The sequence below is a fragment of the Mycobacterium malmoense genome, from assembly GCF_019645855.1.
Classification (GTDB): Bacteria; Actinomycetota; Actinomycetes; order Mycobacteriales; family Mycobacteriaceae; genus Mycobacterium; species Mycobacterium malmoense.
Window position 1 is genome coordinate 4,142,853 of record NZ_CP080999.1, and the last position, 14,596, is coordinate 4,157,448.

The following is a 14,596-nucleotide window of genomic DNA, read 5'->3' on the forward strand; positions in this document are numbered from 1 at the left end:
CGCGGGTCAGCTCAGTCGTTGCGCATTCGCGAACCCCGCGTCAGCCCGCCGGCGGCGCGTCCGCAGGCGGTGGCGTGGGTATTTCGGGAGCCGGAGCCACCGCGTCGACGAGGACGGCCGGTGCATCCGGCGGCGGAGGCGGAGCGCCCTCGCCGTCCGGCGGCATCGGCAGAAACATGTGATGCGTGAATCCTGGCCGGTAGGCGCCCGGACCCCCGATGTGCACACCGCCGTGTTCACCACTGGATACCGAGGTCCCATCCGGCAACGTCACCGCGGTGTGGGCGCCGTTCCACCCGATCACCAAGGCGTTGGGAGCGGTGCCGTATTGAAAGCCCCGCACCAATAAAGCGGCCTCTTCATTCCCGGTATTAAATCGATCTCCGAACACCGGCCTGTCGGTCGCCGCGTTGGCAATCCACGAGGCAAGCCCTGAACAGTCGGTCCCGGCGGGCGAATCTCCACCCACAACATAGGGCGTCCCGGAGACCTGATTGATGAGCGACATCAACGTAGCTAGAACAATCACGGGCAGCGACGCTAGCAATAAGATTCATCGGGAGCCAAAATTTGTGGTGCGCGTCACTTGTGGAGTGGAAAATGGCGTTGATCGCATTTACAGCAAAATTATTACGCCAACGCATATTTGCGGACACGAAACTGATGGTCCACATTCTCGGTCGCCCCGGCCAACTCCACGAGCCTGAGGTGGTGCCGGGGAAGTGCCGCGAGCACGATGTCAGCGCCGATCGGTACCTCGCGTCGCGCTGGCAGGACGTACCCAAGTTGGTCGACCGGTTCGTGCGCTGGCTGGTCCTGCGCAGCACCTCGGCCAGCCGCGCAATAAACGATGGCCCCTTTCTTGCGAAGGGGGCCATCGCCGTTGACGGTCACCGGCTCGCATCGGCGACCTCCAGCGGACTCAGAGCAATCCGAGGAGCTGGGTGAGCAAGGTGCCCAGGTGGCTTGCCAACGATCCGGCCATGCCAGCCAAGTAGGACGGAACATTGGCCAAAGCCGCCGGGACGCCCTGCAGGACCGACGTCAACTGGGGGCCAAGGGTGCCCAGACTGGCAGCCAGGTTCGGCCATCCATTGGTCAACGTATTCGTCAGGCCCTGTAAGCCCGCCACAAGGCTGCCGCCATGAAAGATGTCCTGTGCGCCAGGCGTGACGATCGATATCTGCAAATCCTGAAGAATGATCTGATAGATACCGGTCGACAAGACGCCGCCGACCAGCCCGGCAGTACCTGTCGGGCCGTTGAGGAGGCTGCTTGTCAACTGGCCGGGGATATCGAGCAGGTCGGTGACCGCACCCAACGTTTCCCCGGCGTTCCAGGCGTTATAAGCGGCTTGAATGCTGGCGCCAAGCGTCTTCCCCACCCCTTGGACAAGGCCGAGGACGCCGGTTAGGACGAGGCCGAGAGGAACGTATGTTGCGGTGCTGTTGACGAATTTGCCAAAATTTGTCGCCATCTGGGCCGGGATGAAAAGGATGTTCTCGAGCGGTTGCCCGATGTTCTGGAGCGGGGTACTAAAAAGCGCGTTGAGTATCAGCGGTTCTGCCGCCGTGATCTTGCCCGCTTGAAGATCCGCGATGCCCTTGAGCATCGTCGGAATAAAACTGGTGCTTGCGTTACCAAAGTAGAAGCTTGTGGCAGCATTCGCAGAAGTTTGCCAAGCATTGACATACTCAGTCCCGTACTCCAGCCAGTTAGCACCGACCTGCTGCAACACCGGAAAAGGATCCGCACTCCACAGGGTGTTCAACTTTTGGAGATTTGCTATCGATTCCGGAATGATGTTGAGCCAGGTTTGGAACGGGTTGACGACGCCGTCGAGGATACCGGCGGGCACTGCGGCTGCAGCGGCTGCTCCGCCCCCAACGAGGGAGGCCAGTTCGTCCTCCACTCCAGAAAACAGATCCATCATGGTGCTGCTGGCGTCGGTGAGGTTGATATCGGACACGTTCGCCTCGGAGCGCTGTTGGGCCGGGTGAAAATCGGGTAGGTGCTGGGTCATCATCGGTCCTGCGGTGATGACGCTGGCGGCGGCCAGGGCGACTCCAGCGGTGATGTGGGGGCGGGCTGCGATCTCCACGACCATCTCCTTAAATCTGTTATCGGATGACGATGGTCAGAACGTAGCTGAGAACGACCTGAGTTTCGGGTGGGTTGAGGCGAGATCGTCAAGTTTGTCCCACAAACATCGAGCCGCGCAAACTATGTAAAATAAGATAACCGATGTTGGAAACATCTTCGAAAAGCCAGGAGTTACCCCCCCCCCCGAATTTTAGTTCAGAGCGGAACTACCGTTGGATAACCCCAGGTATGAGTTTGCTCAACTCTGCCGGACCGAGCAGCAAACCCCTCCGATAGGTGGACACCAACACGTCTTCGCCATCGACGGGAGATCACTCCGCTCCCCGCGCAGGTCAGCATCGTGACGTCAAAAACGATCGTCATCACCGGTGCATGGCATCGCCGCCGCCCGGCGGCTACACCCGAGCGGCGGAAACGTGGTCACTCGCAAAGCACGACCCCACGGTCACCGCCTTCTCCGGCCTTTCGAAACGAAGCGCTGTTTATTCGAAAGCCGTCGCCCCGGCGAGCTAGACCGGAGTCCATATTCCGTTGTTCCAGAATCCCCAAACATTGGCAGCAGGATTCCACATCAGCTGAGCCCCGGGCGCCCACGACGGTGGAGGCGGCTGTGGCGGCGCCCACGGCGGCGGGGGTCCCCAGGGTCCCCAGCCCACCGGACCACCTTGGCCTGCCGGGCCTTGCCAGTCGTGGCAGTGATTCCAGTCCCAGTCATAGGTGTTACCCCAGCCTGGGTCCCATTGATCACCTGGGCACCAGTGATAGCTGGGCGCCGGGGCCGCCTGGGCCCAGGGGGCGGGACCGCCAGCCAGCCCGAACGCGGACAAAGCCAACCCGCCAGCCACCAGCACGCCCGTAGACCACCGAGCCCGCGGTCTTGTTTGCTTTGCAGTCGCCATCTCCCAAGAATTTCCCCAGACCGGAATCCAGGCAAGTAGCGATTCCAATTCGTCTCGAGTCAGGGAGCGGTTTTTATCCGTACCGCGACCGGCGTCCTTCCCGCCCAACTCCTACTGGCTACTTTTTCGGCTGCCTAGACGCTGAACCGGAACTCCACCGCCGCGCCGTCGGCTTCTGTCTGAATCCTCACAGCCCGAACTTGACGCGAGCCTCGTCCGTGACGGGCGTGAACAGATTGACCAAGTTCCCATCTGGGTCGCGAAACAGCAAGGCGCGATTACCCCACGGCATCGTCGTTGGTTCGGTCACCACCTCGCCGATGCTCCCACGGAGCCGCTCATACTCGGCATCCACATCGTCCACGATGAACTCAAGGATGGCCGTTCGGTTAGCCGCCGGCTCGGCCGACCCTAGTCCAAACAGGGGGACGGTTTTGTCGCTACCGACGGCAAGCGTGCCGACTGGCGTCGGGATCTCCGCGAACAGTTCGTTCCCCCAGACAGCGGTGGTTTCGGTGACCATCTCGTAGAAGGCAACCAACCGGCTGACGTCTGCTGTGATGATGCGGGTCGAAACGAATTTCATCGAGGTTCCTCCTTGAGGCTCCGCCGAATCATTGGCGGATGCGCTTGGGTGCCCACATGCTAGGCGCGCACCCCGACAGGTCCGCGTCAGTTCTTCTTCGGCTGTCCAGACGTTGCTTGGAACCGGAACTCGACCACGTCACCGGTAAACGTCACGACGATGTGCGATGTAGATGATCCGGACCACCACTCGTTCGTCGAAGATCTGGTAGATGACACGAAACTCTCCGCGCCGCGCCGAGTACCGCCCCTCCAACTGGCCGCGGAGTGGCTTGCCTACTCGTTGAGGATTCTCGGCGAGCGGGCCTCGAATGAACTCCCAGCACGCGACGGCCACTGCCTCGGGTAGGGATTCGGTCAGCGCCTTCCTGGCGGCTCCGGTCAGTTCAATGCGATAGGTCACCGAGGTAGCCGGCCGGCGGCGCGCATCTCCGCGGTCACCTCGTCCAACGTGTAGGTCTGACCGCTTTCCGCCTCGGCCGCACGGACCTCGCGCATCAGCTCCTGATCGCTGAGGATCGCCAGGGTTTCCATGATCGAGTCGAAGTCGTCCGCACTGAGAATCACGGCTGCCCGACGACCTTGCCGAGTGACCTCGATTCGCTCATGGGTGCGGACCGCCTCATCAACCAGCTTGGACAGGTTGGCCCGAACCTCGGCCAGCGGGAGCGTGGACATGTACAGAATTCTAGCGTGAGGGCGTAACGGGGACGTCTCCGCTCCTGATCAAACGGCGACTCGGCTAAACACTGCAGCGGAAGTCCACAGGATCGCCGGTAGTCACTGAGCGGGCCCAGCCGCACCGACAAGTACTTCGACGGCAACTCCGAGCGTCTCGTACGTCGACCGCGCCCGCGCATCCCGACTGACCAAGACCGCACCATGCTCACGGCCAGCCAGCGCCACGAGCCCGTCGTACGTCGCACCCCCGGCGACGCCGTTGGCCGCGAGTTCCCGGTGCGCTCCCCGCGCTGCAGTCGCCGACAGAACCAATACTTCATCGAAGTTCTCATCGATGAGCGTGACCGCATCCGCCGGCGCCACGCGCGCATCACCCGGCAACCGGGTGAGGACCGAGTACGTCTCCGCCAGGGCATGACTGCTCAGACTCAGCGACCGCCCCCGCGCCCACTCGGCGACCGCGTGATGGCGTTCGTGAGAAGCCACCAGCAACGGCACAGCGACGCTCGTGTCCACCGACAAGCGCCGACCAGTCACCGTCGAACCGAGTCGATCAGTGCGTACATCATTTCGTCAGTCACCGCTGCGTCTCCACGGGAGACGAGGCGGCCATCCGCTTCACGCTCGAGCCGCGCCGTCCGACCACCGGGCGTCACTTGCACGCCGGTCCCGTACGGCGAGATGTCTACAGTCGTACCCGGTGTCAGGCCTAGCGCGTCACGGAGGTGCTTGGGGAGCACCACACGCCCACCGGAATCGATTACGGCCTCCATGGGAAAATGCTACCAGTCAGATCCCATTTCCATGTCGGACGCTGCACCCCAAGGCGCAAACGTGGCACGGTCGCTACTTCTTCGGTTGCTGACCAGACGTTGCTTGAAACCGGAACTCGACCACGTCGCCGTCGGCCATCACGTAGTCCTTGCCCTCCATCCGGACCTTGCCGGCCGCCTTGGCCGCCGCCATGGACCCGGCGGCGATCAGGTCGTCGTAGGACACGATCTCGGCCTTGATGAAGCCCCTCTCGAAGTCGCTGTGGATCACCCCGGCGGCCCTGGGCGCGGTGTCGCCCTGGTGAATCGTCCACGCGCGCGCCTCTTTTGGGCCCGCCGTCAGGAACGTCTGCAGCGCCAGCGTGTGAAAACCCGCCCGGGCCAACGCGTCGAGACCCCGTTCGGTCTGCCCGATCGATTCGAGTAGCTCGGCGGCCGATTCGTCGTCGAGTTCGACCAGTTCGGCTTCGATGGCGGCGTCGAGGAACACCGCATCGGCGGGCGCGACGAGCCGGCGCAGCTCGGCCACCCGCGCGGCGTCGGTCAGGACGGCCTCGTCGGCGTTGAAGACATACAAAAACGGTTTGGTGGTCAGCAGATTCAGCTCCCGCAGCGGCGAGACGTCGACCCCGGCGGCGAACAGCGTCGTCCCGCCGTCCAATGTCGCCTGGGCGGCCAGTGCCGCGTCGTAGGCGGGTCTGCGTTCCTTATTGGTGCGAGCCTCCTTTTCCAGCCGCGGCAAGGCGCGCTCGAGGGTTTGCAGGTCGGCCAGGATCAATTCGGTCTCGACGACCTCGATGTCGGATTTGGGATCCACCTGTCCGGCGACGTGCGTCACGTCGTCGTCGGAAAACACCCGGACCACCTGGCAGATGGCGTCGCACTCGCGGATGTGCGCCAGGAACTTGTTGCCCAGCCCGGCCCCCTCGGACGCGCCCTTGACCAGGCCGGCGATGTCGACGAACGTGACCGGCGCCGGCACGATGCGCTCGGAATGGAAAAGCTCCGCCAGCTTGGCCAGCCGCGGATCGGGCAGCGAAACCACGCCCTCGTTGGGTTCGATCGTGGCGAACGGATAGTTGGCCGCCACCACATTGTTCCGGGTCAGCGCGTTGAACAGCGTCGACTTGCCGACGTTGGGCAGACCCACGATTCCCAGGCTCAGGCTCACGGGGATTCAAGTCTAGAGGCCGGCTGCCGTGGTTCATTCGGGCACGACGGCACACCGGGGGCTGCGGCTAGGTATATACGAGCCTTTCGGCTCATTGCCGGTACGGTCTACATGTGTCAGCGCAGCGGGCAAGGTCGGCGGTCGAGGCTAGCCACCGCTCGATTCACCCGTATATCCCGGGTGTGCCGTGGTGGGGGGCCCTGCTCATCGCCGTCACCGCGACCACCATCGGGTACGGAATCGACGCGGGGTCGGGGCACAAGGAGCTGACCCACGCCTTCGCCGGCCTCTACATAGCCGGCTGTGTGGCCGCGGTGCTGGCCGTGCGCCAAGAGGGCGTGTTCGCCGCGACCATCCAACCGCCGCTGATACTTTTCTGCGCGGTGCCGGGTGCCTACTGGCTGTTCCACGGACGCAAAATCGGCAACCTCAAAGACCTCCTGATCAACTGCGGCTATCCGCTCATCGAGCGTTTCCCGTTGATGCTGGGCACCGCCGGCGGCGTGCTGCTGATCGGTCTGATCAGGTGGTATTTCGGCATGTCACACGCGACGGCGGCGGTGGCCACCGGCAAGGACGACGCCGAGACCGCGGGGACGCCACACTCGTTCATCCGCACCATTGTCGCGACGCTCAACTCGCTTCTTCGGCTCAATCCCTCCGGGGACGACGCCGGCGAAGCGTCCGGCTCGAAGCGGACCCGCGCGACCGCCCGCGCCCCGAAGACCGGCCGAGCGGCGCGCGGCGGCAGGTCCGCCTCGCGTCCCAGCCGAACCCGACCTCCGCTGGAGGACCAGCAGGAACCCGTCGCCGAACGTTCGCGGCGGCCCGGTCACCGAGGGCAGGCACCTCCCCGCGACTTCGAGCCCGCCGACCCGCCCGGCCGGCCGCGCCGCCGCCCCAGACCGCAGGGTGATGCAGACCTGCCGCGCGAGGCCCGCCGCGATCCGCGGCACACCCGCCGTAATCCCTACGAGCGGCCGTATGAGGAACCGGTGCCCCGCGGCGGCCGCTTCGATGGCTACGACATGTACGAGCCCTACGAGCCCCGCCGCCGTCGCACCGCGCCGGGCGGGTCAAACGGCGCCAATCCGACACACCACCCGATCTCTCGGGTCCGCTACCGCGGGTCGAACCCCGCGAACGAGCCCGGCGCCGAGCCGCGCGACGAGCGCTGGAGTCGATCGCGGGCGCCCGGCCGGTCCCGCGCCGAATCCTGGGAGTACGACACCTAATCCGCGCCTAATCCGGCACGGAGCGAAGCGCCCGGATCTCCCGGGGCAACGCGAACACCAGGGTCTCCTGGGCCGTCGTCACCGGCTGCACCACGCCGTAGCCGCACTCGGCCAGCCGCTCCAGCACACCCCGCACCAGAACCTCGGGAACGGAAGCACCGGAGGTGACGCCCACCGTCGTCACACCCCCCAACCACGCCGGGTCGATATCGTCGGCCCAGTCGACCAGGTGAGCGGCCGCGGCGCCGCCGCCCAACGCCACTTCGACCAGCCGCACCGAGTTCGACGAGTTGCGCGACCCGACGACGATGACCAGCTCGCACTCGGGCGCCATCGCCTTGACCGCAACCTGCCGGTTCTGCGTCGCGTAGCAGATGTCGTCGCTGGGCGGATCCTGGAGCTTCGGGAAACGCCGCCGCAGCCGCTCGACGATGTCCATCGTCTCGTCGACCGACAGCGTGGTCTGCGACAGCCAGACCACCTTGTTCTCGTCGCGGACCGTCACGTTGTCCACCGCGGCGATCCCGTCGACCAGCTGCACGTGCTCGGGCGCCTCTCCGGCGGTGCCGATGACCTCCTCGTGGCCCTGGTGGCCGATCAGCAGGATGTCGTAGTCGTCGCGGGCGAACCGCCTGGCCTCGTTGTGCACCTTGGTCACCAACGGGCAGGTGGCATCGATGGTGTGCAAGTTGCGTTGGGCGGCAGCGGCATACACCGTCGGCGCGACGCCGTGCGCGGAAAACACCACGATGGCGCCCTCGGGAACCTCGTCGGTCTCCTGGACGAAAACCGCCCCGGCCTTTTCCAGAGTGTTGACCACGTGCCGGTTGTGCACGATCTCGTGGCGCACGTAGACCGGGGCGCCGTGCTTTTCCAGCGCGCGCTCGACCGTCTCGACGGCCCGGTCCACACCCGCGCAGTAGCCACGCGGCTCCGCCAGCAGCACCCTCTTACCGATCGGGTCGCCGGCTACCGATCCGGACGCACCGGGAATCCCCATGTCGACAGTCGGCGGCATGACATTCAGGGTACGTTCCGCCGGCCCGGCGGGCACACGGCCGGCGGGCTTGGAGTTTAGCCGCGGGTTGAGGCAGTCTTGGACCATGGCTTCTGCACCGTACGGGGTTCGGCTATTGGTCGGCGCGGCGACGGTCGCCGTCGAGGAGACGATGAGGCTGCCGAAGACGATCCTGATGTACCCGATGACGTTGGCCAGCCAGGCGGCGCACATTGTGATGCGGTTTCAGCAGAACCTGGCCGAGCTGGTGATCAAGGGCGACAGCACCCTGGAGTCCATTTTTCCGCCCAAGGACGAGAAGCCGGACTGGGCGACGTTCGACGAGGACCTGGGTGACGACGTTGAGGGCGCCACCGCCGCCTTGCCGGAGGGCGGCGAGGGCGATCGGCGGGCCGAGGGACGGTTCGCACTGTATTCGGTGACCGACGCGCCCGAAGCCGCCGAGCCGCCGACCACGCCCGCCGGCCAATCGAAGAAGTCGGTTCCCGAGCCGGCCGTGGCGGCCGAACTCGACTATGCGACGCTGACGCTGGCCCAGCTGCGGGCCAGGCTGCAGTCGCTGGGCGTCGAAGACCTCGAAGCCCTGCTGGCCTACGAGCAGGCCACCAAGTCCCGCGCACCGTTTCAGACGCTGCTCGCCAACAGGATCACCCGCGCGAACGCGAAGTGACCCGAGCGGCAAACCCCCAACCCAACTCCGCGGAGAACCCCTTTCCGGTGCGCGCGGTGGCGATCCGGGTCGCGGGCTGGATCGACAAACTCGGCACCGTGTGGGTCGAGGGGCAGCTGGCCCAGATCACCATGCGGCCCGACTCCAAGACCGTGTTCATGGTGCTGCGGGACCCGGCCGCCGACATGTCGCTGACCGTAACATGTTCGCGTGACTTGGTTTTGGATGCGCCGGTGAAACTGGCCGAAGGCACCCAGGTGGTGGTGTGCGGCAAACCCTCCTTCTACACCGGGCGTGGCACATTTTCGTTGCGGCTCAGCGAGATTCGCGCCGTCGGCGTCGGCGAGCTGTTGGCGCGCATCGACCGGCTGCGCCGGCTACTGGACGCCGAAGGGCTCTTCGACCCGCGGCTCAAGCGACCAATCCCCTTCCTGCCCAACATGATCGGACTGATCACCGGGAGGGCGAGCGCCGCCGAACGGGACGTGACGACGGTGGCCGGCGGGCGCTGGCCCGCGGTGCGTTTCGCCGTGCGCAACACCGCCGTCCAGGGGCCGAACGCGGTCGCGCAGATCGTCGAGGCGCTCTGCGAACTCGACCGCCACGTTGAAGTCGACGTGATCGTGCTGGCCCGCGGCGGCGGCAGCGTCGAGGACCTGCTGCCGTTCTCCGACGAGACCCTGTGCCGCGCCATCGCGGCCTGCCGCACGCCGGTGATCAGCGCGGTCGGCCACGAACCCGACAACCCGATCTGCGACCTGGTCGCCGACCTGCGCGCCGCCACCCCCACCGACGCGGCCAAGAAGGTGGTCCCCGACACCGCCGCCGAGCAGCGACTGATCGACGACCTGTGCCGGCGCAGCGCGCAGGCGCTGCGCAATTGGGTGTCCCGCGAACAACGCGCGCTGGCCCAGCTGCGCAGCCGGCCGGTGCTGGCCGAGCCGTTGGCGGCCCTGACGGCGCGGGCCGACGAGATTCACCGGGCCCGCTCGGCGGTCCGACGCGACATCAACCGGCTGGTCGCCGCCGAGACCGAGCGCGTCGGTCACCTGGCCGCGCGGCTGGCGACGCTGGGCCCGGCGGCCACGTTGGCCCGCGGCTACGCCGTCGTGCAGACCGTTCCCGCCGCCGGATCCCCCGCGGTGCTGCGGTCGATCGACGACGCCCCGGCGGGCACGCGGCTGCGGGTGCGGGTTGGTGACGGCGCCGTGGCGGCGATGAGCGAAGGATTGACCGATGGTGGCTAGGGACGAGGCGCAGTCGATGCAGCCTATTACGCCTATTAGTCAGCTTGGCTACGAGGCTTGCCGGGACGAGCTGATCGAAGTGGTGCGGCTCCTGGAACAGGGCGGGATGGATCTCGATGCGTCGCTGAAGCTTTGGGAAAGAGGCGAACAACTCGCCAAAAGGTGCGAGGAGCATTTAGCTGGCGCCCGCAAGCGGATCGAGGATGCGCTCGCGGCCGGCCAGGCCGACGACGGCTGACCCGCGCGCCGAGTCGCGAAAGCGATTTCGGGACTCCAGCTCGAATTGGAACACGTTTCAGTTATCCTTCCCGGCATGGGTGATGCATCACTGACAACCGAACTCGGCCGCGTCCTGGTCACCGGCGGTTCGGGGTTTGTCGGCGCCAACCTCGTGACCACCTTGCTCGACCGCGGATACCGGGTGCGTTCCTTCGACCGGGCCCCCTCACCGCTGCCGGAGCACCCGCACCTGGAGGTGCTTCAAGGTGACATCACCGACGCGGCCGTCTGCGCCAAGGCGGTGGACGGCATCGACACGGTGTTCCACACCGCCGCGATCATCGACCTGATGGGTGGCGCAGCGGTGACCGACGAATACCGCCAGCGCAGCTTCGCGGTCAACGTCGGCGGCACCCAGAACCTGGTGCACGCCGGGCAGGCGGCCGGGGTGAAGCGGTTCGTCTACACCTCGTCCAACAGCGTGGTGATGGGCGGGCAGAACATCGCCGGCGGTGACGAGACGCTGCCCTACACCGGCAGGTTCAACGACCTCTACACCGAGACCAAGGTGGTCGCCGAGCGATTCGTATTGTCCCAGAACGCATCCCCGAACGGCGAGGCAGGCATGCTGACGTGCGCGATCCGGCCCAGCGGCATCTGGGGCCGCGGCGATCAGACGATGTTCCGCAAGCTGTTCGAAAGCGTGATCGCCGGCCACGTCAAGGTGCTGATCGGCCGCAAGTCGGCCCGGCTGGATAACTCCTACGTGCACAACCTGATTCATGGTTTTCTGCTGGCCGCCGAGCATCTGGTGCCCGGCGGAACCGCGCCCGGTCAGGCGTACTTCATCAACGACGCCGAACCGGTCAACATGTTCGAGTTCGCCCGGCCGGTGGTGGAGGCCTGCGGGGAAAGCTGGCCGCGGATTCGGGTCAACGGGCCGGTGGTCCGCGCGGCGATGACCGGTTGGCAGCGGCTGCACTTCCGGTTCGGGATCCCGGCGCCGCTGCTCGAGCCGCTGGCCGTCGAGCGGCTGTATCTGGACAACTACTTCTCGGTGGACAAGGCGCGGCGCGACCTCGGCTATGAGCCTCTGTTGACCACGGAGAAGGCGATATCCGAATGCCTGCCGTACTACGTGGACATGTTCCAGCGGATGAAGGGCCAGGCCTTGGCCGCAAAACCGACAACGAGTGGGACGACGTAGCGGGGTCGCGCGGCGCGTTTGCGCGGAGGCTGACTCCGGCTAAGGTTCAGCTGAGCAGCGACGACGCGGAGGGCGGTCCGGTTCGCATGAACACCGAATTCACGCTCACCCAAAAACGCGCCCTCGCGATTCTCACGCTGATCGCTCTGCTGTTCGGCGCATATTTCTTGCGCCACTACTTCGTGCTGGTCGTGGTGGCCGCCGTCGGAGCGTATTTGTTCACGCCACTGTTCAATTGGTTCAACAGACGTCTCAGCACCGGCGTGTCGGCCGCCTGCACCCTGGTGTCGGCAGTGGTCATCGTCATCGTGCCCGTCGGACTGTTGGTGATCCTGGCGGTCGTCCAGATTTCGCGCATGGTCGACAGCATCGCCGGATGGGTCAAGGCAACGGATTTGAGCGGGCTCGGCGACAAGATCCTCCATGGAGTCAATGGCCTGCTGGCACGGGTTCCGTTCGAGCACACGACAATAACCGCGGAGACGCTTCGGAAAGCGATGGTCACGGTGGGGCGCAACGTGGGTGAATGGCTCCTGCATTTCTTGCAGGGCGCCCTCGGCGGTATCGCCGGCGCCGTCACGGCGGCCATCATTTTCCTGTATGTGTTTGTCGCGCTGCTGGTGAACCGCGAGAAGGTACGAACGCTGATCGGCCAACTGAACCCGCTCGGCGACGAAGTCACGGATCTGTATTTGAAGAAGGCCGGAGCGATGGTGCGCGGCACCGTGAGTGGCCAGTTCGTCATAGCGCTGTGCCAAGGCGTCGCCGGCGCCGCGTCCATCTACGTCGCCGGATTTCACCACGGCTTCTTCATCTTTGCGATTCTGCTGACCGCATTGTCGATCATCCCGCTCGGCGGCGGGATCGTGACGATCCCGTTCGGCATCGGAATGATCTTCTACGGCAACATCGCCGGTGGCGCGTTCGTGGTCCTGTGGCACCTCGTGGTGGTCACCAACATCGATAACTTCTTGCGCCCGATACTCGTTCCGCGTGACGCACGCCTGAACCCGGCGCTCATGTTGCTGTCGGTGTTCGCGGGCATCGCCATGTTCGGCCCCTGGGGCATCGTCATCGGTCCGGTGCTCATGATCCTCATCGTCACCACCGTGGACGTCTACCTTGCGGTGTACAAAGGCGTCGATCTCGACACGCCTGACGAACAACCCGTCCGCCGTAATTGGCTGCCACGGCGGACCGCGAAAGCGGATGGGGCCTGAGCCCGACTACCGGAAGCTCACCATCTCGCTGCCCCAGGCGGCACGGATGTCCGCGTCGGCGTCGTGCACGACGGCGTCGCTCCTGTTGATGACCAGGCAGGCGCGGTCGTTCGCCCGGTAGGGCGTCCAGTCCGGCTCGCCGGCCGGGCCCGCGGGCTTGGCGTGCGCGGCGAAGTTGGTCCACCTGGTTCGCACCCTCTTGGACACGGCCTTGGCGGTCTTGGCACCGCCGAGCTTCAATGTGGGGTCCTTGGGTGCGCCGAGATTGCCCCAGACGTAAGGCAATTCGGTGGCGTGGGCGGCGCTGACCAGCAGCAGCTTCAGCAGTGGGGTCGCGTAGTCGAACCGGTACAGGTACACCGGCGCCACCCTGCCGTGCCCCTCGGCCAGCCACACCGACGGCATCCGGAACCCGACATCGGTCGCGATGCTCAAAGACCTTGCCCTGCGGCGCAATCGGGAATACGCCGACCCGATCTGCTCCGCGGTGGGCAATTGCAGGTCGGGCTGTTCGGCGGCGATCTGGGCGAACATCGATGTGATCGCGCGGGGGGTGATCGGCATCAGCGGCGACCTCATCAACCGGAAGAGCGCCGCCTCGTGCTTGTTGGTGCCAATGATCAATGGGACGGGATGCGAGCGGCCCTCCTGCGCCAGCTTCACCGGGTAGTCGGGCACGAGATCGCCGTCGACGATCGGGACGAACGCGAGCGTGCCCGGGTTGCGGACCGGCACTTCGTCGAACACTTCCTGCGACGCGGCCAGGATCGCGGCGACCGGGGCATCGAGCAGTCGGTCCGCGTCGGGCGGGGCGATCCCCAGCTTGTCGAGGAAGCCCTTGGCGACCCGGCGGGCCCTGCCGCGGTCGTAGACCGAGGTGGCCGGTGAGCTTTGGGCGATCGCGCCGGCGAATAAGCCCTCGGCCGCCGGGGCGGCGAGCAGTGTCGTCACGATCCCGGCGCCCGCGGATTCACCGAAGAGCGTGACCCTTTGGGGATCGCCGCCGAACGCCGCGATGTTGTCGCGCACCCAGCGCAGCGCCGCCAACACGTCGTGCAGCCCGACGTTGGAATCGAAGCGTCGCCGGGCGGTGCCGAACGACGACAGGTCGAGAAAGCCCAGCGCCCCGAGTCGATAGTTGACCGTCACCACGACGACGTCGACGTCGCCGCTGACCAGCCGGTGACCGTCGTAGAGCGGCTGGCTGCTGGATCCCAGGATGTAGGCGCCGCCGTGCAGCCACACCATCACCGGTTTTCCGGCACCGGGCTCGGTGTCCGACGATGCCCAGACGTTCAGCCTCAGGCAGTCTTCGCCCTGCGGCGCCCCCAGGTCGAGGGGCATGTTGGGGAAGGCCGGTTGCGGGCAGGCCGGCCCGAAGGAGGTGACGTCGGCGACCTCGGTCCACCGCCGCGGGGGCTCCGGCAGCCGGAAACGCAGGTCACCGACGGGCGGCGCGGCGTACGGAATGCCCTTCCAAACCCTAGTGGTCCTGATGCCGCCCCCGTCGGCGCCCCGCACCGGGCCGTGGGTGGTGTCGACCACGAGATCGCCGGTCGTCATAGGCC

At 65.9% G+C, this 14,596-nt stretch carries 18 protein-coding genes; 7 read left to right on the forward strand and 11 right to left on the reverse strand.

Annotated elements, in window-relative coordinates; all coding sequences use genetic code 11:
- Positions 1–40: 40 nt before the first annotated feature.
- Positions 41–508: a glycoside hydrolase gene (locus K3U93_RS18940; protein WP_071509597.1), complete on the reverse strand. Its 468-nt coding sequence runs from the start codon at positions 506–508 to the stop codon at positions 41–43.
- Positions 509–600: 92 nt separating this feature from the next.
- On the opposite strand from K3U93_RS18940, the gene K3U93_RS18945 reads away from it, so the two are divergent.
- Positions 601–948: a hypothetical protein gene (locus K3U93_RS18945; protein ID WP_139797194.1), complete on the forward strand. Its 348-nt coding sequence runs from the start codon at positions 601–603 to the stop codon at positions 946–948.
- On the opposite strand, the gene K3U93_RS18950 is transcribed toward K3U93_RS18945, so the two are convergent.
- The 8 genes from K3U93_RS18950 to ychF all read right to left on the reverse strand — a co-directional run bounded on the left by K3U93_RS18950 (position 923) and on the right by ychF (position 6,212).
- The gene (locus K3U93_RS18950; protein ID WP_139797193.1) at positions 923–2,101 is read right to left on the reverse strand and encodes a hypothetical protein; all 1,179 of its coding nucleotides are present in this window, start codon (positions 2,099–2,101) and stop codon (positions 923–925) included. The genes K3U93_RS18945 and K3U93_RS18950 overlap by 26 nt on opposite strands.
- A 511-nt stretch (positions 2,102–2,612) precedes the next feature.
- A complete protein-coding gene (locus K3U93_RS25040; protein ID WP_230981427.1) occupies positions 2,613–3,002 on the reverse strand; it encodes an Mtp family mycobacterial-type pilin in 390 nt (129 codons plus the stop codon).
- 187 nt (positions 3,003–3,189) lie between these two features.
- Entirely contained in the window at positions 3,190–3,588 is a 399-nt protein-coding gene (locus K3U93_RS18955) for a VOC family protein (RefSeq protein WP_071509808.1), read from the reverse strand.
- 138 nt (positions 3,589–3,726) lie between these two features.
- Complete coding sequence (locus K3U93_RS18960) at positions 3,727–3,990, reverse strand: type II toxin-antitoxin system RelE family toxin (RefSeq protein ID WP_083012388.1); 264 nt, start codon at positions 3,988–3,990, stop codon at positions 3,727–3,729.
- A complete protein-coding gene (locus tag K3U93_RS18965; protein ID WP_083012385.1) occupies positions 3,987–4,265 on the reverse strand; it encodes a type II toxin-antitoxin system Phd/YefM family antitoxin in 279 nt (92 codons plus the stop codon). Before K3U93_RS18965 ends, K3U93_RS18960 begins: the two co-directional genes overlap by 4 nt.
- 102 nt (positions 4,266–4,367) lie before the next feature.
- A complete protein-coding gene (locus K3U93_RS18970) occupies positions 4,368–4,805 on the reverse strand; it encodes a type II toxin-antitoxin system VapC family toxin (protein ID WP_083012383.1) in 438 nt (145 codons plus the stop codon).
- Positions 4,802–5,041, reverse strand: a complete 240-nt coding sequence (locus tag K3U93_RS18975; RefSeq protein WP_071509811.1) for an AbrB/MazE/SpoVT family DNA-binding domain-containing protein — start codon at positions 5,039–5,041, stop codon at positions 4,802–4,804. The genes K3U93_RS18970 and K3U93_RS18975 overlap by 4 nt, the downstream gene beginning before the upstream one ends.
- 73 nt (positions 5,042–5,114) lie before the next feature.
- Positions 5,115–6,212, reverse strand: a complete 1,098-nt coding sequence (ychF, locus tag K3U93_RS18980; protein WP_083012380.1) for a redox-regulated ATPase YchF — start codon at positions 6,210–6,212, stop codon at positions 5,115–5,117.
- Between the two features lie 113 nt (positions 6,213–6,325).
- On the opposite strand from ychF, the gene K3U93_RS18985 reads away from it, so the two are divergent.
- Positions 6,326–7,447, forward strand: a complete 1,122-nt coding sequence (locus K3U93_RS18985; RefSeq protein WP_176220073.1) for a DUF6542 domain-containing protein — start codon at positions 6,326–6,328, stop codon at positions 7,445–7,447.
- A 7-nt stretch (positions 7,448–7,454) separates the two neighbouring features.
- Here the strand turns inward: K3U93_RS18985 and K3U93_RS18990 are convergent, their stop codons facing one another.
- Entirely contained in the window at positions 7,455–8,465 is a 1,011-nt protein-coding gene (locus K3U93_RS18990) for a 4-hydroxy-3-methylbut-2-enyl diphosphate reductase (protein ID WP_083012435.1), read from the reverse strand.
- An 85-nt stretch (positions 8,466–8,550) separates the two neighbouring features.
- Here K3U93_RS18990 and K3U93_RS18995 point away from each other — a divergent pair, with 85 nt between their 5' ends.
- The 5 genes from K3U93_RS18995 (at position 8,551) to K3U93_RS19015 (ending at position 13,028) form a co-directional block, all read left to right on the forward strand.
- A complete protein-coding gene (locus tag K3U93_RS18995; RefSeq protein WP_083012378.1) occupies positions 8,551–9,135 on the forward strand; it encodes a lipid droplet-associated protein in 585 nt (194 codons plus the stop codon).
- Entirely contained in the window at positions 9,132–10,382 is a 1,251-nt protein-coding gene (xseA, locus tag K3U93_RS19000; RefSeq protein ID WP_083012375.1) for an exodeoxyribonuclease VII large subunit, read from the forward strand. The genes K3U93_RS18995 and xseA overlap by 4 nt, the downstream gene beginning before the upstream one ends.
- A complete protein-coding gene (locus K3U93_RS19005; protein WP_071509815.1) occupies positions 10,372–10,620 on the forward strand; it encodes an exodeoxyribonuclease VII small subunit in 249 nt (82 codons plus the stop codon). Before xseA ends, K3U93_RS19005 begins: the two co-directional genes overlap by 11 nt.
- 63 nt (positions 10,621–10,683) lie before the next feature.
- A complete protein-coding gene (locus K3U93_RS19010; RefSeq protein ID WP_083012432.1) occupies positions 10,684–11,808 on the forward strand; it encodes a 3-beta-hydroxysteroid dehydrogenase in 1,125 nt (374 codons plus the stop codon).
- Positions 11,809–11,894: 86 nt separating this feature from the next.
- A complete protein-coding gene (locus tag K3U93_RS19015) occupies positions 11,895–13,028 on the forward strand; it encodes an AI-2E family transporter (protein ID WP_083012373.1) in 1,134 nt (377 codons plus the stop codon).
- A gap of 6 nt (positions 13,029–13,034) precedes the next feature.
- On the opposite strand, the gene K3U93_RS19020 is transcribed toward K3U93_RS19015, so the two are convergent.
- On the reverse strand, positions 13,035–14,591 hold the full coding sequence (locus tag K3U93_RS19020) for a carboxylesterase/lipase family protein (RefSeq protein ID WP_083012370.1): 1,557 nt from the start codon (positions 14,589–14,591) through the stop codon (positions 13,035–13,037).
- Between the last annotated feature and the right edge of the window lie 5 nt (positions 14,592–14,596).

Bases quoted from the DNA above. Each gene is read 5' to 3' on its own strand.
- K3U93_RS18940 (WP_071509597.1), bottom strand. From the start codon at position 508: ATGTCGCTCATCAATCAGGTCTCCGGGACGCCCTATGTTGTGGGTGGA.
- K3U93_RS18990 (WP_083012435.1), bottom strand. From the start codon at position 8,465: ATGCCGCCGACTGTCGACATGGGGATTCCCGGTGCGTCCGGATCGGTA.
- K3U93_RS18975 (WP_071509811.1), bottom strand. From the start codon at position 5,041: ATGGAGGCCGTAATCGATTCCGGTGGGCGTGTGGTGCTCCCCAAGCAC.
- K3U93_RS25040 (WP_230981427.1), bottom strand. From the start codon at position 3,002: ATGGCGACTGCAAAGCAAACAAGACCGCGGGCTCGGTGGTCTACGGGC.
- K3U93_RS19015 (WP_083012373.1), top strand. From the start codon at position 11,895: ATGAACACCGAATTCACGCTCACCCAAAAACGCGCCCTCGCGATTCTC.
- K3U93_RS18945 (WP_139797194.1), top strand. From the start codon at position 601: ATGGCGTTGATCGCATTTACAGCAAAATTATTACGCCAACGCATATTT.
- K3U93_RS18995 (WP_083012378.1), top strand. From the start codon at position 8,551: ATGGCTTCTGCACCGTACGGGGTTCGGCTATTGGTCGGCGCGGCGACG.
- K3U93_RS19005 (WP_071509815.1), top strand. From the start codon at position 10,372: ATGGTGGCTAGGGACGAGGCGCAGTCGATGCAGCCTATTACGCCTATT.
- K3U93_RS18955 (WP_071509808.1), bottom strand. From the start codon at position 3,588: ATGAAATTCGTTTCGACCCGCATCATCACAGCAGACGTCAGCCGGTTG.
- K3U93_RS19020 (WP_083012370.1), bottom strand. From the start codon at position 14,591: ATGACGACCGGCGATCTCGTGGTCGACACCACCCACGGCCCGGTGCGG.
- K3U93_RS18965 (WP_083012385.1), bottom strand. From the start codon at position 4,265: ATGTCCACGCTCCCGCTGGCCGAGGTTCGGGCCAACCTGTCCAAGCTG.